Annotated in this window: 19 protein-coding genes and 1 pseudogene; 6 read left to right on the forward strand and 14 right to left on the reverse strand. The window is 75.3% G+C overall.

Annotated features, from left to right (window positions below):
* Positions 1 to 692: 692 nt before the first annotated feature.
* Complete coding sequence (locus ACSHWO_RS31260; protein ID WP_438317250.1) at positions 693 to 1,064, reverse strand: hypothetical protein; 372 nt, start codon at positions 1,062 to 1,064, stop codon at positions 693 to 695.
* A gap of 115 nt (positions 1,065 to 1,179) precedes the next feature.
* Between ACSHWO_RS31260 and ACSHWO_RS31265 the strand changes: the two are divergent.
* The 3 genes and pseudogenes from ACSHWO_RS31265 to ACSHWO_RS31275 all read left to right on the forward strand — a co-directional run bounded on the left by ACSHWO_RS31265 (position 1,180) and on the right by ACSHWO_RS31275 (position 3,472).
* A pseudogene (locus ACSHWO_RS31265) lies at positions 1,180 to 1,904 on the forward strand (DUF72 domain-containing protein).
* Positions 1,905 to 2,101: 197 nt separating this feature from the next.
* The gene (locus tag ACSHWO_RS31270) at positions 2,102 to 2,752 is read left to right on the forward strand and encodes a DUF4360 domain-containing protein (protein ID WP_361086516.1); all 651 of its coding nucleotides are present in this window, start codon (positions 2,102 to 2,104) and stop codon (positions 2,750 to 2,752) included.
* A gap of 48 nt (positions 2,753 to 2,800) precedes the next feature.
* Positions 2,801 to 3,472, forward strand: coding sequence for a DUF4360 domain-containing protein (locus tag ACSHWO_RS31275; RefSeq protein ID WP_385849774.1), 672 nt, complete (start codon positions 2,801 to 2,803; stop codon positions 3,470 to 3,472).
* Between the two features lie 87 nt (positions 3,473 to 3,559).
* Here ACSHWO_RS31275 and ACSHWO_RS31280 read toward each other — a convergent pair whose 3' ends face one another.
* The 7 genes from ACSHWO_RS31280 to ACSHWO_RS31310 all read right to left on the reverse strand — a co-directional run bounded on the left by ACSHWO_RS31280 (position 3,560) and on the right by ACSHWO_RS31310 (position 12,680).
* Positions 3,560 to 4,960 carry an Ig-like domain-containing protein gene (locus ACSHWO_RS31280; RefSeq protein ID WP_438317254.1) on the reverse strand — a complete coding sequence of 467 codons (1,401 nt, stop codon included), beginning with the start codon at positions 4,958 to 4,960 and terminating at the stop codon, positions 3,560 to 3,562.
* 287 nt (positions 4,961 to 5,247) lie between these two features.
* Positions 5,248 to 7,563 carry a bifunctional serine/threonine-protein kinase/ABC transporter substrate-binding protein gene (locus ACSHWO_RS31285; protein ID WP_438317257.1) on the reverse strand — a complete coding sequence of 772 codons (2,316 nt, stop codon included), beginning with the start codon at positions 7,561 to 7,563 and terminating at the stop codon, positions 5,248 to 5,250.
* Positions 7,564 to 7,569: 6 nt separating this feature from the next.
* On the reverse strand, positions 7,570 to 9,741 hold the full coding sequence (locus tag ACSHWO_RS31290; RefSeq protein ID WP_438317260.1) for a bifunctional serine/threonine-protein kinase/ABC transporter substrate-binding protein: 2,172 nt from the start codon (positions 9,739 to 9,741) through the stop codon (positions 7,570 to 7,572).
* Positions 9,741 to 10,634: a hypothetical protein gene (locus tag ACSHWO_RS31295; protein ID WP_438317263.1), complete on the reverse strand. Its 894-nt coding sequence runs from the start codon at positions 10,632 to 10,634 to the stop codon at positions 9,741 to 9,743. The genes ACSHWO_RS31290 and ACSHWO_RS31295 overlap by 1 nt, the downstream gene beginning before the upstream one ends.
* Positions 10,635 to 10,720: 86 nt before the next feature.
* On the reverse strand, positions 10,721 to 10,948 hold the full coding sequence (locus ACSHWO_RS31300; protein WP_385849779.1) for a DUF6296 family protein: 228 nt from the start codon (positions 10,946 to 10,948) through the stop codon (positions 10,721 to 10,723).
* Positions 10,949 to 11,130: 182 nt separating this feature from the next.
* A complete protein-coding gene (locus tag ACSHWO_RS31305) occupies positions 11,131 to 11,751 on the reverse strand; it encodes an L-threonylcarbamoyladenylate synthase (protein WP_361086533.1) in 621 nt (206 codons plus the stop codon).
* A 17-nt stretch (positions 11,752 to 11,768) separates the two neighbouring features.
* On the reverse strand, positions 11,769 to 12,680 hold the full coding sequence (locus tag ACSHWO_RS31310; protein ID WP_438317267.1) for a LysR family transcriptional regulator: 912 nt from the start codon (positions 12,678 to 12,680) through the stop codon (positions 11,769 to 11,771).
* Positions 12,681 to 12,750: 70 nt separating this feature from the next.
* Between ACSHWO_RS31310 and ACSHWO_RS31315 the strand changes: the two genes are divergently transcribed.
* A complete protein-coding gene (locus tag ACSHWO_RS31315) occupies positions 12,751 to 13,362 on the forward strand; it encodes a short chain dehydrogenase (RefSeq protein ID WP_438317270.1) in 612 nt (203 codons plus the stop codon).
* 86 nt (positions 13,363 to 13,448) lie between these two features.
* On the opposite strand, the gene lysA is transcribed toward ACSHWO_RS31315, so the two are convergent.
* Complete coding sequence (gene lysA / locus ACSHWO_RS31320) at positions 13,449 to 14,783, reverse strand: diaminopimelate decarboxylase (protein WP_438317273.1); 1,335 nt, start codon at positions 14,781 to 14,783, stop codon at positions 13,449 to 13,451.
* 15 nt (positions 14,784 to 14,798) lie between these two features.
* A complete protein-coding gene (locus tag ACSHWO_RS31325) occupies positions 14,799 to 15,188 on the reverse strand; it encodes an SAV_915 family protein (protein WP_385849783.1) in 390 nt (129 codons plus the stop codon).
* A gap of 305 nt (positions 15,189 to 15,493) precedes the next feature.
* Here ACSHWO_RS31325 and ACSHWO_RS31330 point away from each other — a divergent pair, with 305 nt between their 5' ends.
* On the forward strand, positions 15,494 to 16,003 hold the full coding sequence (locus tag ACSHWO_RS31330; RefSeq protein WP_438317276.1) for a hypothetical protein: 510 nt from the start codon (positions 15,494 to 15,496) through the stop codon (positions 16,001 to 16,003).
* A 93-nt stretch (positions 16,004 to 16,096) separates the two neighbouring features.
* On the opposite strand, the gene ACSHWO_RS31335 is transcribed toward ACSHWO_RS31330, so the two are convergent.
* Positions 16,097 to 16,645 (reverse strand): DM13 domain-containing protein, encoded by a 549-nt coding sequence (locus ACSHWO_RS31335; RefSeq protein ID WP_438317279.1) that lies wholly within the window; start codon positions 16,643 to 16,645, stop codon positions 16,097 to 16,099.
* Between the two features lie 261 nt (positions 16,646 to 16,906).
* Here ACSHWO_RS31335 and ACSHWO_RS31340 point away from each other — a divergent pair, with 261 nt between their 5' ends.
* Positions 16,907 to 17,794: an NmrA/HSCARG family protein gene (locus ACSHWO_RS31340; protein WP_438317282.1), complete on the forward strand. Its 888-nt coding sequence runs from the start codon at positions 16,907 to 16,909 to the stop codon at positions 17,792 to 17,794.
* A gap of 47 nt (positions 17,795 to 17,841) precedes the next feature.
* On the opposite strand, the gene ACSHWO_RS31345 is transcribed toward ACSHWO_RS31340, so the two are convergent.
* The 3 genes from ACSHWO_RS31345 to ACSHWO_RS31355 are packed head-to-tail and all read right to left on the reverse strand — an operon-like array spanning position 17,842 to position 21,469.
* Complete coding sequence (locus tag ACSHWO_RS31345; RefSeq protein ID WP_438317285.1) at positions 17,842 to 18,099, reverse strand: hypothetical protein; 258 nt, start codon at positions 18,097 to 18,099, stop codon at positions 17,842 to 17,844.
* Entirely contained in the window at positions 18,096 to 20,060 is a 1,965-nt protein-coding gene (locus ACSHWO_RS31350) for a peroxidase family protein (protein WP_438317288.1), read from the reverse strand. Before ACSHWO_RS31350 ends, ACSHWO_RS31345 begins: the two co-directional genes overlap by 4 nt.
* Positions 20,061 to 20,116: 56 nt before the next feature.
* Positions 20,117 to 21,469 (reverse strand): lipase family protein, encoded by a 1,353-nt coding sequence (locus ACSHWO_RS31355; RefSeq protein WP_438317291.1) that lies wholly within the window; start codon positions 21,467 to 21,469, stop codon positions 20,117 to 20,119.
* Positions 21,470 to 21,495 lie beyond the last annotated feature (26 nt).

The raw sequence follows: 21,495 nt of genomic DNA on the forward strand, positions 1-21,495 counted from the left end.
TTGATCAGCACACCCGGCCCCGTCGAGCTGCTGCTCGCGGCGGCCGGTGCGGCCTCCGTGGCCGGACGGATGCGGTGCGCGGCCGGCGCGTCCTGGTCCGGCCTGCGGCACACACCGGCCGGGTACGGCGGATCCGGCTGCGCGAGGGCGACCGCGGAGGTGGCCGGGCCCGCCCTGACCCCGGTGTTCCTCCTGGTCTCCGCCGTCACCGGCGGCACCACGCTGCGCGCCGCCGCCCGGGTCTTCCTCGGCGCGGGCCCGCCCGCCGCAGGAGTGCGCCGACGACGCCGAGACCACGGGGGAGGGGGAGGAGGGCCGGAGGTGCGCACGGCCCGCCGGGTGCCGCCGCGGCCCATGGTCGCCGTACCGCTGGTGCTGCTGGCCCTGGGGCTCCTCCGCGCAGGAGGTGCACACCGGGTGGACACCGCTGGGCCCTCGGGCTCGGACTGCCGTCCACGGCGGCCGCGGCCCGGCTGGCGGCGGCCGCGCTGCGGCGGCCGGGCGCCGCCACCGTCCTGCGCCGCCCGGACGCCGCCGCCGCGGCCCGGGCGCTGCGCCGGCTGCACTCGGGGCTGGGCGGCGGCTTCCTGGCCTGGCTGGCCGTGGCAATGGCGTTGCTGCTCGTCGCCGTCGCCCTTCAGACGTGCCGACCCCCCTCCGGACGTGACGGCCCCCGCCGGCGGGCCCCAGCGCTAGTACCGCTCCTCCATGCCGATCGCGGATTCCAGATCCTCCTCCGCGTCGCCCCTGCGGCCCTGCTGCTGCTCCAGCAGGGCCGCGGCGATCGCGTCGAGCTTGCGCTGGATCGCGTGCTCGGCGCGCCGCTCGGAGTTCTTGAGCAGGGCCAGCAGCAGCAGGGACACCGCACCCATGGAGTCGCCCACGAGGTGCTGCCACTCGATGGGCAGGTGGGCGGCGTGGACGGCCGCGAAGGCCCCGACCAGGCCCATGCACAGGACCGAGAAGAAGGCGGAGCTCGTGAAGTTCGAGGCGAGCTCGGCCAGCTTCTCGAAGCGTCCCGTCCGGTTCTGGCCGACGCGCTCCGCCGGATGCTGCAACGTCATGCCGCGCGCCTGCCCCGCCGCGCCCCGGCCACACCCCCGGACCCGGGCCGGGGCGGTCGGCGGGGCGGCGGGTCGGCGGATGCGGGGAGGGGCGCGGCCGGTCATCATCGGCACCATGCCCGTGCTCGTCGGAACCTCCGGATGGCAGTACCGGGACTGGTCGGGGGTGCTGTACCCCGCCGACCGGCCGCAGCGGCTCTGGCTGGAGGAGTACGCCGCCCGCTTCGGCACCGTGGAGAGCAACAACGCGTTCTACCGGCTGCCCTCCCCGCACACCTTCGCGGACTGGCGGGAGCGCACCCGGACGGCTTCGTCTTCGCCGTGAAGGCCAGCCGCTTCCTGACCCACGTCAAACGCCTGCGCGAACCGGAGGAACCGGTCCGGCGGCTGATGGCCCACGCCGAAGCCCTCGGCGACCGGCTGGGTCCGGTCCTGCTCCAGCTGCCCCCCACCCTGCGCGCCGACCCGGCGGCCCTGGACGCCTGCCTCGGCTGCTTCCCGGCCGGGACCCGGGTGGCCGTGGAGCCCCGCCACGACTCCTGGTGGAATCCGGACGTCCGGGAGGTTCTCGCCGCGCGCGGCGCGGCGCTGTGCTGGGCCGACCGCGGCTCCCGGCCGGTGACGCCGCTGTGGCGCACGGCCGACTGGGGCTACCTGCGCTTCCACGAGGGAGCGGCGCGCCCCTGGCCGCGCTACGGGGCGACCGCGCTGCGTTCGTGGGCGGGCCGGATCGCGGACGCCTGGCCGCGCGGGGCGGACGTGTTCGCGTACTTCAACAACGACCCGGGCGGGGCCGCGGTCCACGACGCCGAGGCCTTCCGCCGCCTGGTCGCGTCCTGACCTCAGCGGACTCGGAACACCCGGGTCCGAGGTGCCCCGCCGGCGGTTCCCGGCGCGGGCGGAATTCGGCCAGGGAGCGGAGGGGGGCCGTTCCCCGGGCCGGTTGGCCGTATCACGACCTTCCCAGCCCCAGCCCCCCGTGGTGGCATGTGCATGCCCAAAATCGAATCCGGCTCCGAAGGAAATGGGGAATTCGAATGGCGCTCCGCAGGATCACCGTCGCCGTCGCCGCGGCGGTGGCGGCGTTATCCGCAACGGCCGTGCCCGCCCACGCGGAAAGCGAGACCACACCGCCCGGAAGAATCACGGTCGACGTCGTCGGCGTCAACGGATCGGGCTGCCCGCAGGGCACCGCGAGCGTGGCCGCGGCCTCCGACAACACCTCGTTCACCGTCACGTACAGCGACTACCTCGCCCAGGCCGGCGCCGGAGCCGGCGGGACCGACTTCCGCAAGAACTGCCAACTCGCCCTCCAGATCCACGTACCGCAGGGCTTCACCTACGCCATCGCCCGCGCCGACTACCGCGGCTTCGCCCACCTCCAGCGCGGGGCCTACGGCCAGGAGCGCGCCAACTACTACTTCCAGGGGATGGCGCAGACGGCCCGCACGGTGCACCAGTTCAACGGCCCGTACACCGACAACTGGCAGGCGAGCGACCGGACCGAGTACGCCGACCTGGTCTGGGCCCCGTGCGGCGAGGAGCGCAACCTCAACGTCAACACCGAGCTGCGGGTGTACGCGGGCGGCTCGAACCCGCAGGCCCTCAGCTTCATGAGCATGGACTCCACGGACGGCAGCGTCAGCACGGTCTACCACTTCGCCTGGAAGGAGTGCCCGGGAGTCTGACGCCGGGTGCGCACAGGAACGCCGAACACACGGTCAGGAGCGACGACGATGCCCCCTTCCCTGTCCCGCACCCTTCTCACCGGTGCCGCCGCGGCCGCGCTGATCGCGACCGCCTCGCCGGCCGGAGCCGCAGACCACACCCCCCAGATCACCGCGCCACCCGACAAGATCGTGATCGAGCTCGCCACGGTGAACGGCTCGGGCTGCCGCGAGGGCACCGCCCAGGTGGCCGTGGCTCCCGACAACACCGCCTTCACGGTCACCTACAGTGACTACCTCGCACAGGTCGGACCCGGCGCGCCGCCGACCGCGTTCCGCAGGAACTGCCAGCTCAATCTCCGGGTCCACGTTCCTTCGGGATTCACCTACGCGATCGTCCAGGCGGACTACCGCGGATTCGCATTCCTCCAGCCCGGAGCCTGGGGTCAGGAACGGGCGAACTACTACTTCCAGGGAATGCCGCAGACGACCTCGCGCACCCACCAGTTCAACGGCCCGCTGAACGACAACTGGCAGTCGACCGACCGGACCGAGTTCGCGGATCTCGTCTGGGCCCCCTGCGGGGAAAAGCGCAATTTCAACATCAACACCGAACTGCGGGTGAATGCGGGGACGTCGAACCCGCAGGCCGCCACCAGCTTCATGACGATGGACTCCACGGACGCCGGCGTGAGCACGCTCTACCACCTCGCCTGGCAGACCTGCCCGCCGCGCCGGTAGCCCTTGGCCGGCAGCACGAAGCCGTCCCCGGCCCGCGCCGCGCGGGCCGGGGACGGCACGTCCCGACCGCCGGACCCGCGGATCGGATCACGTCATCGGGTACAGCCGGGACGGGGTGCGCCCCGACACCGCGGGCACCGCCGGGCCCCGTCCGGGGGCGGAGGCCAGGGCGCTGCCCCTGAGCCAGGTCGGCCAGTCGAGGTTCCAGTCGCCGAAACCGTTCGCGAACGGGGCCATCGGCTCCCCGCCGCTGTTCACCACCTTGACGATGTCCCCCACCCGTACCGTCTTGAAGAACCACGCCGCGTTCGCCGTGCTCATGCCCGTACAGCCGTGGCTGACGTTCTCCTCGCCCTGGGCGTCCACCGACCACGGCGCCGCGTGCACGTACTCCCCGCTCCACGTCACCCGCGTCGCGTAGAGGACCGGCAGGTCGTAGAACTCCTTCGTGCCGCGCCGGATGCCGACCGTGTCCCCCCGCATGCGGACCTGCTCCTCCTTGCCCAGCACGACCTTGATGCCGCTGCGGGTCAGGAACCCCGCCTTGCCCGTCGTGACCGGGATCGTCCGCAGGACGCGGCCGTTGCGCCGTACGGTCATCTCGTGGGCGGCGGAGTCGGTCACCGCCTCGATCCGGTCCCCGACGGTGAATTCCACGGACTCCGAGGGGCCGCCGAACCCGTGGTCGCCGATCTGGACCCCGTCGAGCCCGCTGCGCACCCGCACCACCGCCTGCGCCGGCCAGTACGTGCGCGGCCGGTAGTGCAGCGTCGAGTCGTCCACCCAGTACCAGGAGCCCTCCACCGCCGGCTCCGAGGTCACTTCGAGCGCCCGCTCGACCCGGATGCGCGCGTCCAGGTCGGCCGCGGGCACCGGCCGGCTGAGCGCCGCCGTCACGATCTGCCCCGCCCCGTACGTTCCCGACCCGGGCCCGAGCTCCGCCGTGATCCGGTCCCCGTCCGAGGGCGGCGCGGTCCGGAAGGCCATGGTGACCCCGACCGGGGTCCCCGCGCCGTCCTGGGCGCCCACGTGGACCGTGTACTGCTCGCCCGCCCGCAGCGACTCGGTGTTGGCCCACCGCCGTCCCTTCGGGTCGAGCGCGCCGCCCACGTACCGCCCGTGCCCGTCCTGGACGGTGACGTCGACGAGCTGCCCCGGCCCGGCCAGCCCGATCCGCAGCGGGCCGCGCGCGTCCGTGGGCAGCAGGGCCGGCCGCGCCCCGGCGGCCGCGCCGCGCCCGGCGCTCTCCTGGAGCACCGCCCCGGCGCCGTAGGCGGTCGCCCGGACGCGTTCCTGCCGCCAGCCCGTGCACGGCCGGTCCTGCGTCGCCCCGGCGGCCCCGCAGTGCGCGGCGCGGCCGCCCTCTTGCAGGGCCCGTCCGATCAGCAGCGTCACGGAGGCGTCGCCGCCCAGCCCCTTGCCGTCCGCCCGGGGCACGCTGCCCGGCACCATGGCGATGAGGAGGGCGCCCCCGGTCACCGCGGCCACCGCGCTCCACGCCGCGTCCCGCCGTAGGAGCCGCCCCCGCCGCTCCTTTTGCGCAGGCGGTGGTTGTGGTGTACGTGCTGCCTGTGGTGTGTGCGGTGCGCGGTGCGTCGATGACATCGGGACGCGGCCTCCCAGATCGCCCATGACCGAATGGCGCCATGTAAGCGAGTGCGGGCCTAAAGGATGATCATGCACTCGGTTCGTACGGCCGACCGGGCGTACAAGAGAACTCGCACGGAGCAACGTCCGGCAGTCGGCAGGCCCTGGAGCGGGCCGGCCGCCGTCCCTCACGACGTCGAGGTCACGTCCTGGTACGGCCCGAGGTACCGGAAGGCGCCCGCCCGGACCTGGTGGAGGTGCGCGGTGCGCTGCCCGGCCAGCCGGTGCGTGGTCGCGTCGAAGGCCAGCGGCTTGGCCAGCCCCTGGTGGGCGGTGCGGAAGACCCGGCGGGACAGCCCCGGCCGGTCCCGCCCCTCGCCCTCCAGGGCGCCGAGCGCGGCGGCCAGCAACCCCACCGCGTCGTACGCCTCGACGGCCCACCGCGCCGGCGGACCCCCGTACGCGGCCCGGTGCGCGGCGACGAACCCGGCTGCGGCGGGCACGTCCGCGGGGTCGGCGAAGTACGTGCTGAACAGCCAGCCCTCCGCGGCCGGGCCGGCCGCCGCCAGGAACGCCGGCTCCATCACCTCCCCGGTGGCCAGCCGCGGCCCCTGGAACCCGCCGTCGGCCAGGGCCCGGGCGAACCGCCCCGCGCGCTCCGGCGAGGAGCCCGAGAACACGGCCGCCCGGGCGTCCGCCGCGGCCAGGGCGCCCACCGCGGCGGCGAAGTCGAAGCTGCCCGGCGGGATCCGGTGCACGCTGGTCGAGCCCTGAGAGGGCGGGGTCTGCCGCAGTACGCGGGTCAGCTGCCGGTCCCCGCCACCGGTTCCGCCGCCGGCCGCGCCGTCCTCCACCACGCCGGTGCGGGTGACCGGCCGGACCCGGGACAGGTAGTGCAGCACCGGCAGGCCGATGCCGTCCGCGTCGGCGCGCGTGTCGCACAGCGTCCGCCACGGCGTCGGGCCGGCCTGCCCGCTGTGGGCCGACACCAGCAGCAGTGCGAGGTCCGCGGCGAGGCAGGCGTCGGCCACCGCGGGCACCGCTGCCTCCGAGGTGGGGCCGATCAGCGCGACCACGGACGCGTCGGCGATCAGCTGCCCGGCGGTCCCGGCGGCCCGTGCGGGGTCCCCGCCGTCGTCGGCGGTGCGCAGGGCCAGCCCGAACGGGATGCCCGGGCGCGCGTTGTGGGCCTCCACGGCCAGCCGCACCCCCCGTTCGTACGCCTGCCCGAGCGCCCGGCCGGACCCGGTCAGGTCGGCCTGCAGTCCGACGGTGAAGGTGGGCGGGCCGCCGCCGGACGCGGCGGGGCGTGCGCTCCGCCCGCCCGGGTCGCGGGCGGCCAGCCAGGCGAGGGGCGGGGCGACCGCGACGAGGGCCCCGCCGGCCGCGAGCAGCCGCCGCCGGGTGAGGAACCCGCGGGACGGTCCCGCACCCCCGTCCGCGGCTCCCGCGGCGCCGTCCGCTCCGCGGCGGTCCACCCGGGTGGGCTCCGGAACGGGCAGTTCCAGGGCCCGCGTGGAGCGCTCGGCGATCAACCGCGGCAGCGGCGCCGGCAGCCAGTCCGCCCCCTCGCCCGCACCGGACCCTGTGGGGCCGGGGCCGCGGCCGTCCGCACCCGACCGGGGCGCGCCGGAGCCGTCCGCGCCGGAGCCGTCCGTGCCCGGGGCGTCGTGGCCCGGGCCGTCGCGGCCGTCGGCCGGGCCGTCGCCGAGCAGGGTCCGCAGCCGTGCCGGGGCGGGCCGGTCGGTCGGGTCCTTGACCAGGCAGGCGGAGAGCGGTTCCAGCAGCTCCGCCGGCACCCCGAGCAGGTCGGGCGGGTCGTGCACCGTACGGAAGACCACCGCGGCCGGGTGTCCGCCCCCGAACGGGCCGCGCCCCGTCGCCGCGTACACCAGCACGCAGCCGAGGGAGAACACGTCACCGGCCGGACCCGGCGCCGGCCCGCCCGCCCGGGCCTGCTCGGGGGGCAGGTAGCCGGGGGTGCCGACGACGGAGCCGGCCGCCGTCAGGGTGGTGGCCCCGGCGGCCCGCGCGATCCCGAAGTCGATCAGCCGCGGCCCGTCCGGGGCGAGGAGGACGTTCCCCGGTTTCACGTCGCGGTGGACCAGCCCCGCAGCGTGCACCCCCTCCAGCGCCTCCGCCAGCCGCACCCCCAGCGTCCGCACGCTCGCGGCGGGCAGCGGCCCGTACCCCGCGACCGCCTCCGCCAGTGACGGGCCGGGCACGAACGGGGTGGCCAACCACGGCTCGCGCGCCTCAGGGTCGGCGGCCACCACCGGCACCAGCCACCGCCCCGACAGCCGCGCGGCCGCCTCCGCCTCGCGGCGGAACCGGGCGCGGAACGCCGGGTCCGCGGCGTGGTCTGCGCGGATCACCTTCACGGCCAGCAGTGCACCCGCCGGCGAGCGGCCCAGGTACACGGTGCCCATCCCGCCGGAGCCGAGCCGTCCCAGCAGGCGGTGACCACCGACCGCGGCCGGATCGGCCGGGGTGAGGGGGCGCACCGGCCGTCATCCCGCGGGGGACTGCGGGGCGGCGCCCAGGTGGCGGAGCCGGCCCCGGTCGATGTGGTGGACGAAGTACGCGTTGCCCTTCACCTGCTGACGCTCGTCAAAGGCGTACTCCTTGACCACCCCGCGGTAGGTCCCCCGGCCGAGCGCGGCGAGCAGTTCGGCGCGGGTGGGCCGGCCGCCGCCCGCCCGGGCGGCCGTCACGAGCCGGTCCAGGACCAGCCCGGCCGTGTCGTAGGCCTCGGCCGCCCACGGCCCGATCGGGGACCCGGACCGGTGCTCGCCCACGACGTGCTCCAGGACCGGGGGCGAGTCCGGCCCGGTGTACGGCGCGAGGACCTGCCAGCCCTCGGCCGCGGGGCCGGCCGCGGACAGGAACTCCTCGCCCACGACCGTGTAGTCGGCCACCCGCGGCCCCTTGAACCCGGCGCCGTCCAGCCAGCGGACGGCCTGCGCGGTACGGGCCGGGGTACCGGTGCAGAAGATCCCGTCGACCCCTTGCGCGAGCAGGTCGGCCAGCACCGCGGGCAGTTCGTTCCCGGACTCCCGGGGGAGGACGCGCGCGTACGGCACGACCTGGGGAGCGACGACGGCGAGGGTCCGGCTCACCTGGAGCACCGCCTGCCAGCCCTCCGCGTCACCGGCGCGGTCGCACAGCAGCCCCACCCGCCGCGCGCCCCGGGCCTGCACCAGCTGCAGCGCCACGGCATGGCCCTGGCCGAGGGAGAGGGAACAGGTCTGGAAGAAGCTGCGCCGGTCGGCGACGCCGAAGGTGGTGCCCAGCGCGGACACGGACAGCAGGGGCAGCGCGGCCTCCCCGTACACCTCCAGGCACGTCATCACCGAGGCGTTGCCGGTGGGGCCGACCACGGCCAGCACGTCGGGGCTGCCGGCGAGTTCGGCGGCGACGCGGGCGGAGCGGGCGGGATCCCCCGCATCGTCGACGCGCCGGACGGAGGCCGTGAACGGCCTGTCGGGACGGGAGTTGAACGCGGCGACGGCCAACTCCACCCCCTGCAGCTGGGCCTTGCCGATGACCGCCTGCGGCCCGGAGAGGTCGGCGTGCACCCCGATCAGCCACTCCCGGCCCGCCGGCGCCCCCGGGTCCACCGCGCCCCGGCGGGAGGCGAGGGCGGCCACCACGCCGCCGCCCGCCGCGACCACCGCACCGGCGGAGGCGAGGCGCAGCAGCCGCCGCCGCGACACCGTACGCCCCTGCGGCCGGCCCCCGGCGCCGACCGTGGGTTCGGCGGCCGGGTCGGCGAGGGTCTCCTCGATCCCGGGCAGGGCGAGCAGCCCGGCGGCCCGCTCGGCGATCGAGGAGACGACCGGGTCGGGCAGCCAGCCGGTGCCCCCGCCCGGATCGTCCTCGGTCAGCGACTCGTCCAGCTCCCGGGCGGTGGGCCGGATGTCGGGGTGTTTGGCGAGGGCGGTGCGCAGCAGTGCGGTGAGCTCCGGGTCGGCGAGGACCTCCGGCCCGAACTCCGGCTCGTCGTGCACGGTCCGGTACAGCACCGCGTCCGCGGCGCCCGTACCGAACGGCAGCCGGCCGGTGGCCGCGTACGCCAGCAGGCAGCCGAGGGAGAACACGTCGCCCGCCGGCTCCGCCGCCCGCCCGCGCGCCTGCTCGGGGGAGAGGAACCCGGGGGTGCCGAGGATGACGTCGGTCGAGGTCAGCGCGGTGTGCTCGCCGCCGCGCGCGATGCCGAAGTCGATGAGGCGGGGCCCGTCCATGCCCAGCAGCACGTTCCCGGGCTTGACGTCCCGGTGCACCAGGCCCTGCCCGTGCATCACGTCGAGCGCCCGGGCCAGTGCCTTGCCGAGGATCCGGACGGCGTGCAGCGGCAGCGGCCCGTGGGCGGCGACGGCCTCCGCGAGCGAGGGCCCGGGCACGAAGGCCGTGGCCAGCCAGGGCTCGGCCGCATCCGGGTCGGCGCCGGTGACGCGCACCGCCCAGGGGCTGTCGACCCGGGCGGCGATGGCGGCCTCGCGGCGGAACCGGGCCCGGAAGTCCGCCTCGTCGGCGTACTCGGCTCGGATCACCTTGACCGCGGCGAGCGCCCCGTCCGCGGTGCGGCCGAGGTAGACGACGCCCATGCCGCCCGCGCCGAGCCGCCCCAGCAGGCGGTGGCCGGCGATCCGGGACGGGTCCGAGGGGTGGAGCCGCTCCATCAGCGGGACACCTTCCCGAGGACCTGCCCGGCCCGGTACATCATCCGGCTGGTGCCCTGCACCACGAGGGCGTTGAGGGTCTGCTCGGTGACCCCGTCGGCGCCCTTGCCGGCGACGGCCACCGTGACGGGCCCGAACTGGCCCTGTGACCAGAGGTACCGCTGGGGTCCACCGCTGCCCTCGCCCACCCACTGGCCGGACTCGCTGAAGGCGTCCTCGGACCAGCCGTTCAGCTGCTCGCCCAGGTAGAGGGAGGCGCCCCACAGGCCCTTCAGCTCCTCGCCGGCGCGCAGCACCTGGTTCGGGCAGCGCAGGACCTCCTCCATGGCGTGGGCGGTCTCCCAGCCGGACTCCTCGCGCGTGCGGTGCACGGTCACGGTGGCGTGGATCCTGACCCGGCCGCGGCCGTCGGCGGCCGGGACGTGGAACTGCCGCGTACTGGTGGCCAGGACGTCCGGCGGCAGGCCCTCGGTCCGCCACACGCAGTCGTGGCCGAGCACCGGCCAGCTGTCCGGGTCGCTCTCGAACGGGCTGCTGCGCCGCACCTCCGGCCCGAAGGCGTCCTGGTCGACGACGATGCGGGCGAGCAGGGCCCGCGCGCCGGCCCGGTCCCGGGGCTGCTGCCGCTCGTCCAGCTCGGGGACGAGCGACGCCGCGCCGCTGCCGCCACCCGGGCCGGTGGTGCCGGTTCCGGTGCCGGCCGCGGACGTGCCCGACGGGGCGGGCGCACCCGACGCGGACCGGCGCGGCGGGCCGGACGCGGAGGCGTCCGCGGCGCCGCGCGCCGCACCGTCCGAGGTGCATCCGCTGAGACCGACGAGGAGCAGGCCCGCGAGCAGGTTGCCGCCGGCCCGCAGCGCGCCCTGGTGCCCCTGTCCCCCCGACCGTCCCACGCGGCAGAGCGTACCCGGCGCGTACTGGCTTCAAGTGTCGTACCGAAAAAGAAAGTTGACCGAATACGGCGCCTCCGGCCGGCGGCTCAGGGCAGTGCCCGGACCCGGACCACGCGGACCGGGTTCTGGCCGCCGCCCGTGGCCAGGACGCGTACCTCGCCCCGGTCGCTGATCTCGGCCCGTACGATGCCGGTCGGATCCTCGTAGACCGGGTGTCCGCCCGGCCCCGCCAAACCGGTCGGCGCCACCACCACGGTGTCCTCGCCCGTCCCCGGACCCTCGGAAAACACCAGCTCATACCGCTGGGAGCTCATCCGCGCCCTCCTTCGCCGAGCGAACGGAGCGTCCTTACCTCCATGATGCGCGCAGCTCCCGCCGGGTGCATCGCACCTCGGCCGGGAAGACGATCACCCACGCCGCCGGGGCGGCCCTCGCGCCAGGTGACGACGGCGGCGGGGGCGGCCGGGCCCTCGGCGTCAGGGGCGCGGAGGCGCCGTCACTCGAACCGGCTGGTGTCGCCCGCGCCCACGCGGACGATCTCGGCCGACCCGCCGGAGAAGTCGACGACCGTGGTCGGCTCGGTGCCGCACTCGCCCGAGTCGACGACGATGTCCACGACGTGGTCGAGCCGCTCCTTGATCTCCCAGCCCTGGGTCAGGGGTTCGCCCTCGTCGGGCAGCAGCAGCGTGCTCGACACCAGCGGTTCGCCGAGTTCGGTGAGCAGGGCCTGGGTGACGGTGTGGTCGGGGATCCGGACGCCGACCGTCTTCTTGCGGGGGTGCAGCAGTTGGCGCGGCACCTCCCGTGTCGCCGGCAGGATGAAGGTGTAACTACCGGGCGTGGCGGCCTTGATGGCGCGGAACACGTCGTTGCCGATGTTCACGAGCTGGCCCAGCTGCGCGAAGTTCTGGCACACGAGCGTGAAGTGGTGCCGGTCGTCGAGGTGGCGGATGGACCGGATCCGGGCGAGGCCGTCGCGGTTGCCCATCTGGCAGCCCAGCGCGTAGCAGGAGTCGGTCGGATACGCGACGAGCGCGCCGGAGCGGAGGCTGTCGGCGATGCCGCTGATGGTGCGGTGCTGCGGGTTGTCCGGGTGCACGTCGAAGTACTTCGCCATCTGCCGAGCGTACGCGATCAGGCCGCGGCCGCGGACGCCGAGGGGTCCGCGGCGGGCCCCGCGGGGGACAGCGCGCGCCGGGCGTGGCGGCGGAACGCGGCCGTCGCCGGGTGGGTCGGTACCGTCGGCGCGAGGAAGTGCACCGTCACCGGGCCGATCCCGGTGAGCGGCAGGAAGCGGACGCCGGGGAACGGGTGGCTGTGCCGGGTGGCCTCCGCGGTGACGCCGACGGCCTCGCCCGTCGCGATGGCGGTGAGCCACTCGTCGACGTTGGCGACCTCCAGGGTGGCCTCGGGCCGGCGGCCCTCCGGCCACAGTGCGGTGCTGGTCGTGGCGGCCGTCGCACACAGGACCACGGTACGGTCGACGAGGTCGGCCAGGGCGACCCGGTCGCGGGCGGAGAGGGGATCGTCCTCGCACAGGGCCGCCACGCGCGGCTCGCTGTACAGCGCCAGCGCGGACAGCCCGCCGGCGTCGTCCCCCTCGGGCAGGATGCGGACGAACGCGGCGTCGATGTCGCCTCGGCGCAGGGCCGCGACCGGGTCGGGCAGCCGGTGCACCTGGACCGGCGCCTGCGGGTGGTCGAGGCGCCAGTCGCGCAGCAGGGCCACGGTGTGCGCGCCGAGGGCGGCCCAGCCGAAGCCGATGCGCAGCGGCCGCGGCTCCGGGCCGGCGGCGGCCTCGGCGAGGGCGTCGTCGAGCTGCGTCAGGATGCGGTGGGCGTGCTCCCACAGCCGCCGGCCGGCCGGGGTGAGGGAGAGGCTGCGCGTGGTGCGCTCGACCAGACGGGTGCCCAGGCGCTGTTCCAGCTGCTCGAGGGTGCGGGACACGGCCGGCTGGCTGATGTGCAGGACGGCCGCGGCACCCGTGATGGTGCCCTCGTCGCCGATCGCCGCCAGGGTCCGCAGATGCCTCAGTTCCACATTCACAACCGGCAAGCATAAATGCCGCACGGAAGGTATTTCCCTGGTCACGGCCCGTTCGCCTAGCGTCGGGGCCATGCGAATCCTCCTCATCGGTGCGGGCGGCAAGCTCGGCACCGCAGTGCACCAGACCCTCACCGCCCGTGGCCACGAGGTGGTCACCGCCGGACGCTCCAGCGGCGACCTCCGCTTCGACGTCACCGACCCGGCGCAGATCACCGCCCTGTACGAGGCAGCCGGCGCGGGCGGGCAGCTCGACGCGGTGGCGTGCGCCGCCGGCTCCGTCCCGTTCAAGCCCGTCGCCGACATGACCCCGGACGACTGGACCGCGGCCTTCCGCGGCAAGGTCCAGAGCCAGCTGGAGCTGGTCCGCCAGGGCACCGGCCGGATCGCGCCGCGCGGCTCGTTCACCCTGATCACCGGAGTCCTGGCGCGCAGCCCCATCATGACCGGCTCGGCCGCCTCCATGGCCAACGGCGCCGTCGAGGCGTTCGTCCGCGCCGCGGCGGCGGAGATCGCCCCGCAGCGCGTCAACGCCGTCAGCCCCACCGTCGTCACCGAGTCACTCGACGTCTACGCCGGCTACTTCCCCGGCTTCGCTTCGGTCGGCCTGGCGGAGGTGTCCCAGGCGTACGTCCGCTGCATCGAGGGCGTGGAGACGGGCCGGATCCTGGAGCTGGGCGACTAAGCCGCGCCGCCGCCCCCTGCCCCCGGCCCCCGGCCCCCGGCCGCCGCCCGCCCGTGAGCGGCGGCCGGCGGGCCGGGCGGCCGGTCCTAGCCGCCCACCTCCCTGCTGCGCAGGTCGTCCAGCGTCTCACGGCGGATCAGCAGCCGAGCGGTACCGCCGTCGACGGCGACCAGCGGCGGCCGCCCGACCAGGTTGTAGCCCGAGGCCATGGACAGCTGGTACGCGCCCGCCACCGGTACGGCGAGCAGGTCGCCGGGGCGGACGTCGCCGGGCAGCTCCACCCCCGTGGCGAGGACGTCGCCCGCCTCGCAGTGGCGGCCGACGACGGTCGCGGGGCACGGCTCGACACCCGTGTGGCGGCCGATCAGCCGGGGCGCGTAGCGCACCCCGTACAGGGCCGGCCGGGGGTTGTCGCTCATCCCGCCGTCCACCGCCACGAACAGCCGGCCCGCGGTGCGCTTCACCGCGAGGACCCGGTACACCGCCACCCCCGCCGGCCCGACCACCGCCCGGCCGGGCTCGACGGCGAGCCGCGGTACGGGCAGCCCGGCCGCCGCACAGCTCGCGGTGAGCTCGGCGCGCAGCCGCCGGGCGAGCGCCGTGAGGTCGAGCGCGGCTTCCCCGGGCCGGTAGGCGATGCCGTGGCCGCCACCCATGTCCAGCTCGGGCACGACGACGCCGTGCGCGTCGCGGATCCGGGCCATCAGGCCCACCATCCGGCGCAGCGCGGACACGTACGGTTTGACATCGGTGATCTGCGATCCGATGTGGCAGTGCAGGCCGGTCAGTTCCAGCTGCGGCTGGCCCAGGATCCGCAGGACGGCGTGCTGTGCGGAGCCGTCGGCGAGGGACAGCCCGAACTTCTGCCCGTCCGTCCCCGTACGGATCTTCTCGTGGGCGCCCGCCGAAATGCCGGGCACGACCCGGACCATCACCTTCTGGCGTCCGCCGGGGCCCACGGCGGCGGCCAGCCGCGCGATCTCCGACGGGCCGTCGATGACGATCCGCCCCACCCCGAGGCGCAGCGCCGTCTCGATGTCGCGCGGCGACTTGGCGTTGCCGTGCAGCACGATGCGGTCCGCCGGGAACCCGGCGGTGACGGCGAGTTCGAGCTCTCCCGCCGAGCACACGTCGAGTCCGAGGCCCTCCTCGGCGACCCAGTGCACCATGGCGCGCGAAAGGAAGGCCTTGGCCGCGTACAGCACCTCGGCGTCCGGGAACGCGTCGCGGTACGTCCGGCAGCGGGCCCGCACCTCGCCCTCGTCCAGCACGTAGACCGGGGTGTCGAACCGGTCGGCGACCTCCGCCAGCGACACCCCGCCGACGGCCAGGCCGCCGTGCGGGAGGCGGCTCGTGGACGCGGGCCACACCGACAGTTCGGCCGCCCCCTCGGCGAGGTCGGACAGTACGGCCGTGGTCATGGTCCCCGCCCCCGCTCAGACGGTCCGGACCGGCAGCGGGCCCGGGCGCCGGCCCGGATCGGGCTCCGCACCGGGCTCCCGGGGCCCCTCGGGCATCCGGACCGGTACCGGGGTGACCGGCGGGGCCGAGAGGGCCGGGTCGACCGTGACCAGGTCCGCGCCGAGCGGCTCGCACATCCGGCGCAACGCGGCCTCCGACAGCCGGATGTACGGGTGGCCGGCGCCGAGGACGGCGGTCAGCCGGGCCGGGCGGGTGAACCCGACGGCCGTGCGCGTGCCCAGCGGGGTACGGAACAGCCGGATCACCGCTTCCGTGCAGCTCCCCGGCCGGACGGGCACGTACAGCAGCCCGGCCGGGACCCGTTCTTCGGGCTCGGGATCGTCTTCGTACCGGAACAGACACATGGGGCCCTCCCCGGGGCGCGTGGTGGAACGGTAGGGATGCGCCCCGGCCGCCGGGGCGCGGCGGCGGGGCGCGCATCGAAGCTATGCCCGTCCGCGTACCGCGCGGGCCTCCCCCTGACGGGACCTTGACGCGGACGGGCCGTGTTCATACACGGCCCTGACGCCCGCCAAACCGGTCGGTAAGAAACGCGTCAGTCTTTGGCCTTTCCCCGCCAGGACGCCGCCGGACGGCATACCGGCCCTTCCCCGGCTCGTTGCGTGGGGTGTGAAATTAATTGACGCGTAAAGGAAGTGAGGAGGGTCCCATGTCTGAACCGGCTGCGCTCCGCAACCGTGCCTGGGGCGGCGAGGTACGGGCCGCGCTCGCCTTCGCGGTACTGCTGCCGGCGGTGCTGCTGACGGCCGACGTGGTGGCCGGCGACAGCGGCTGGCGGCGCGCGGTGGTGTGGATCTGGCTCGGCCTGCTGCTGCTCGTGGTCCTGTGGCCGACCCGGGTCAGCGCCACGCCCGGCCTGCTGACCACCCAGGGGCTGATCCGGCGCCGGCGGGTCCGTACCGACCGGATCGCGAGGGCCGCCTGGCACGACTGCGTCGCCCGGCGGCTCGTCCTGACGGACACGGACGGCGGCAGCGTCGAGCTCGACCCGCAGGTCTTCGCCGACAATCCGCCCCTGTGGTACCGGGTCGGCGAGGACATCGGCACGAGCGTGTCCAGCGGCACCCTGGGCGAGGGCCTGGTCCCGCTGCGCCAGTTCTGCAGCCTGATCGACCGGGAGACGGCCCGCGCGGTCTTCAAGGCCTCCGCGCTGACCTAGTGCTGTGGCCGGCGCCGACCGGACCGCGGCGCGCCGACCGGGACCTGGGTGCCGACCCGGTCCTGCGCAGCGGCTGCCGCGGGGTCCGGCCGGTCAGGTACGGGTGAGGGGGGCGGCCCCGAAGGAGACGTCGAAGCGGTCGCACCAGATGGTGACGCTGGTGTAGTCGGCCGGGTCGACGTCCGCGGGGATCGCGTAGTTCTGGTCGCCCTTGTTGCCCTTCAGCTTGCCGAGGCTGACGTAGCGGCCGTCGTCGAAGACCCGCCAGCCGGCCACGCCCTCCTTCACCGGGGCGTCGGTCAACCACACGCGCAGGTCCGGGCCGTTGCTCGTGTCGAGGTTCTCCAGCCGCAGATTCAGGGAACCGTCGGCGAGGCGCAGCACCTTCACCGTGCCCGTGGTGGTGTGCTCGTGGCTGATCAGCGTGCCCTGGGCGAGGAGCTGCGGTCCCGCGCCGCCGGCCGGGGTGCCGGCCGAGCCGCCGGCCGCCGGGCTCGCGGACGCCGCCGGCAGTGCCTCGCTCACCCGGTCGTCCTGCCAGAGCTTCCACGGCTCGAACCAGTACAGCCCGGCCCCCGCCAGAAGCGCCCCCACCACCAGCACCGCGCCCCACACCCGTCCGCGCCGAATCCCCTTGCCCACTGCCGCTCCCTCACCCTTTGTGACCGTTCCGCCGAGGAGGTCCATCGTCACACGCCGCACACGGCGCGCGGACGGACCACCGGATGACGAAATTCTTACGGGGCGCGCAGCACCGGCCCGGACGGTGATCACGGTCACCGGGACTGGACCTCAACCGCCCTTGAGGGAGCAGGCTTTCGAGCACCCGGGGCGGCCGCGACGGCAGCCCCCGAGCCCGCAAGCCCGCAAGTCTGAAACCCCGCATCGCCAAGGAGTCGTGCCATGTCGGACCCCCGCACCGTCCTCGTCACCGGAGCAACCGGCCGCCAGGGCGGCGCCACCGTCCGTGCCCTCGTCGCCCGCGGCCGCCAGGTGCACGCCCTGGTCCGTGATCCCGACCTACCCGCGGCGCGCGCCCTGCGGGCCCTGGGTGCGACCCCGGTCGCCGGGGACCTCGACGACCCCGCCTCCCTCGAAGCGGCCATGCGGGGCGTGCACGGCGTCTTCAGCGTCCAGCCGATGCCCGCGCCCGGGCCCGAGGGATGCGAGACCGAGGTCCGCCGGGGCAAGGCGGTCGCGGACGCCGCCGCCCGGACCGGTGTCGCCCATTTCGTCTACACCTCCGTCGACGGCGCCGGCCGCCCCGGCGACGTGCCGCACTTCCGGAGCAAGGGCCGGATCGAGCAGCACGTCGCCGAGCTCGGCCTGCCGGCCACCGTGCTCCGGCCCGCCTTCTTCCTCACCAACTTCACGGACATGGGCCCCCGATGGGCCGGCGGCGAACTCGTCCTGTCGCTGGCACTCGCCCCGCACACCGCGCTCCAGCTGATCCACCCCGACGACATCGGCGAGATCGCCGCCGACGTCTTCGACGCCCCCGCCGAGTACCTGGGCCGCACCCTGGAGATCGCCGGCGACCGGTTGACCGGCCCGCAGATGGCGGAGGCCTTCGCCCGCGCCGCCGGCCGCCCGGTACGGTTCCGCTCCCGGCCCGTCGAGGAAGTACGGGCGTACAGCGAGGAGATGGCCGTCATGTTCGAGTGGTTCGGCACCACCGGCTTCCTCGCCGACGTGCCCGCCCTGCGCGCAGCCCGCCCGCACCTGGCGACGCTGGACGACTGGGCGGGCAAGGAGTGGACCGTGCCGACGGAGCCGGCCCGCCCCTCCTGATCGTCCGTTCCCCCGCAGCACCGGGGCGCCGACACCCCGTGGCGCCCTCAGGGCCGGGCGCGGGCGGCGGCGTCCAGCTGGTCCGCGGAGCGCGCCAGGCCGTCCGCCGCCGTCGTACACCGGTCGGCGAGGTCCTCGATGCGCCACCGGAAGGCCTCGGCCTGCGGCCCGTTCCAGTCGAGTGCGCAGGCCCCCGCCCGCAGCCGTCGCGCGTGCTCGAGCAGGGCGGCGGAGTGGGCGCGCAGCCCCTCCGCGGCCGGCAGGCGCGGCAGCGACTCCGGCCGCGGTGCGGGAATCCCGGTCACAGGGTCCTCCAGGGGGCGAAGGCGTTGGTGACGCCGTCCAGGGCGGGGGCCAGTTCGGGGTGGTGCCGCAGCAGCACCGTGACCATGGTGTTGCGGTCGACCCACTCCAGGCCCTCGGCGGTGTACACCTCCGGCCGGTAGTCGGTGGTGAAGAAGCGGTCGCTCTTGAGCCGCCGGCTCGCCATCAGGATGAAGATCCGGAACAGGGAGTCGCTGAAACCGAACCCGGCCGGCCGCGGTTCGGCGAGGTTGCCGACGAGGGTGTCGACGCGGTCGAGCCGCCCCTCGTACAGCTCCTCCAGCAGGGGCGTGTCGTTCGGGTGGCCACCCGTCAGCTCCTCGAAGGAGGTGACGGGCCGCTTGCGCAGCATCCGCCGGTAGGCGTTGTAGCGGGGGATGCCGCGCTCCCGGTCGCGCAGGATGTCGACGGTCCCGAGGTCGATGTGCTCGCCGGTGAGCCGGGCCAGGTTGCGCAGCGCGTCGGGGTGGTTGTGGAGGACCAGGGCGCCGGGGTGGGCGGTGCCGAACGAGGCGAACAGGTCGCTCATGCCGAACGTGTCGATCGCGGTGCGGGTGGTGCGGCCCTGCATCTCGTCGAAGCCGATGGTGGCGCGGACGGCGCCCCCGCGGTGGTCGCGGACCACCAGCTCGTCCGGGATCAGCGGGTGCAGCCGGTACGCGGAGACGAACTCCTCCGTCATCGAGAACGGCGCCGCGTGGTGGTCCGTCGGCGAGCCGAGGATGCCGCTGAGCATCTCGCCCCGGCCGACCCGTCCGTACGTACGGCGGACCCAGCGCGGCAGGACCCCGTACCAGTTGGCGTCCATCGCCCGTTTCAGGACCGGCGTGTCGAGGATGCCGGGCGTCCACTCCACCGTGTGGATCTTCGCCATGAGGGCGGTGTTGACCAGCCGGGCGGTGTGGAAGAGCCGCTCGTCGCCCCACGTCGGATAGTGCGAACGCAGGTAGTCGCAGACGGAGTTGTGCTCCTTCGCGAACAGCGTGTGCAGCAGCGACAGGCCCGTCCAGTAGTCGCTGTTCATGCCGGTCCGGTCGAGGCACTCCTTGCCCGGGCGCGGGTCGGTGGGCAGCCGCCCGTCCTGGAGGATCAGCTTGCCGTGCTCGCCGGTCCGAAGCGAGCGGCAGCGGGCCTCGTCCGAGCCGTAGACCTGCGAGCCGTCCCACCAGTGGGTGACCGTGTTCTCGTACGTCGGCGGGGCGTCCGCGGCGGTGTGGGCGACCGGGTCGGGGCGGGTGCGGTTGATCCGCATCGGGCAGCCGCCGCCGTGCTCGGCCCAGTCGTCGTCCTCGGCGAGCGGGACGGTGAAGGGCTCGGCCTCCTCGTTGTCGCCGTGGTTGGCCCAGCCGTGGTTCTCGAACTGGATCCATGCGGCGGCCAGCAGGTTCAGCGTGGGCGCCGGGACGAAGCCCCGGCGGGCCAGCAGATGCCTGCTGATCTCGCGCGGGCTCGGCGACATCAGCCCCTCCTCGCCCTCCGGGAACACCAGGTGGAGCGGGGCGTTGCGGTCGAGCCGGGTGCCGACCCGGCCCATGTCCTCGTCGTACGGGTCGTAGCCCGAGCCGTCGTACGAGCGGAACGGCGCGGGTTCGACGGTGGGGCGGCGACGCCGCTCGCCACCGGCGCCGTAGGTGTCGTGCAGGTTCTGGCGGCGCAGGTCGTCGCGGAGCACCCGCAGGTTCAGCAGCGCCAGCGGTTGCGGGAGTTCGTGCCAGGCGCGGGTGCGGTTGACCCGGGCGAAGGCGGCCGACCCGAGGCGTTCGAGGAGGCCGGGCGGGCCGTAGCCGGGGGTCTGCGCCGGGCGGGCCGTGCCGGCCTGCCCGGGCACCCCCGTGGAGCCGGAGCGAGAGCTGGAGCCGGAGACGGTACCGGGGCCGTCCGGGGCCGGTGCGGTCTTCCCCCGGCCCGGCCCGGACTGTTCGGTGGAGGCGGTGTCGGTCATGTGGTGGTGGTCCTCGGCGGGTCGGCGACCGGCGGTCGGCGGCGGGCGGTGGGCGGTCAGCGGTCGTAGAGGCGGAAGAGGCGGGTCGCGGTCACCCGGCCCCGGTAGGGGGCGAGTTCGGCGTCGACGTGCGCCCGTGCCCCGGGCACGTCGTGCTCCAGGTTGTGCGCGTACCGCTCGGCGGCGTGGCACAGCGGGAAGGCGTGCGTGTCGTCGGTCCAGGTGAACTCGGTGAACTGCTCCGGCAGCCGGTACGGGGACACCGAGGAGCGGCCCTCCAGGCTGGGCACCACGTCGTGCTCGTTCACCAGCGAACACACCCGCGTCCGCGGGTCGGCGGGCCGCTTGCCGTCGACGGGAGAGCCGATCGCCACGACGTGGGTGACCCGGTACACCTCGCAGAAGTCACGGTCGGCGGCCAGGTTCATCGCGGTGATCCCGCCCAGGCTGTGACCCACCAGGGCGATCTCCGAGCCGGAGGGGACGGCCGTGCGCAGCGCCTTGCACACGGCCCGGGAGTACGGCGTGGCGGGCCGCGCCACCGCGTGGACGGCGCCCAGCAGGTCCTGCGGGCTGTCCCCGCTCAGCCCCGACATGCCGGCGAGCTGGACGACGTACCGCTGGACGCCGTCGGGTCCCACGGCCCGCTGGACCAGCAGGGTGCCGTCGGTGCCCACCGCGTCGATGTTCCGCACGTACCCGGCGATGGTGCCGCCGGTGTCCAGCCGCTCGGTGAACCCGGCCGGAGGGACGAAGGGTTCGGCGCGGCCGGGGCCGCGGTCGAGGAACGCCCAGATCCGGGCGCCGATACCGAGGACAGGCTCGGCGCCGGTGAGGGTGCGGCCGGTGGCGACCTCCCACCCGGCCGCGTCGTTCAGCGGGTTCTCGTCGGTGAGGGCGTTCCACGCGAGGATGTCGGCGAAGGCCGGGGCGAGCAGTGCGAAGGTCCGCTCGGCGCCCTTGCGGCCGAGGATGGCACGGAACACCCGGACCGCCTCGCGCTGACGGTCCTCCGCGACGGCTCTGAGGACGCGGGCGGTGTCGGGGTCCCCCAGCAGCTCGGGGTGGTGGACGGCGGCGGCCCGGATGCGGGCCTTCAGACCCGTCACGGCCAGGGTCACCGCGAGGCTCTCCCGGCTGGTGAACACGCCGACGAGCCGCCCCAGCCCGGCCAGGCCGCGGCCGCGCGGGGCCCAGCCCAGGCCCTTCGGGTCGGTGATCGTCCGCAGCAGGGTGCGCCGGGCGGCGCCGTCGCGGGCCCGCGGCAGCCGGGTGCCGAGGGCGAGTTCGGACGCGTACCGGGACGCCTCCCCCACGCCTTCGGCGGCTTCGGCGAGCAGACGGCACATGTGGTGCAGGGAGTCGACGTCCGGTTCGTGCCCGGTGACGGCGGTCGTGGCATCGGTCATGCGGGTGCCCTCCGGGGCATGGGGGT

Origin of the sequence: Streptomyces pallidus (ex Mingjun et al. 2026), assembly GCF_051550185.1 — a bacterium.
Taxonomy (GTDB): Bacteria; Actinomycetota; Actinomycetes; order Streptomycetales; family Streptomycetaceae; genus Streptomyces.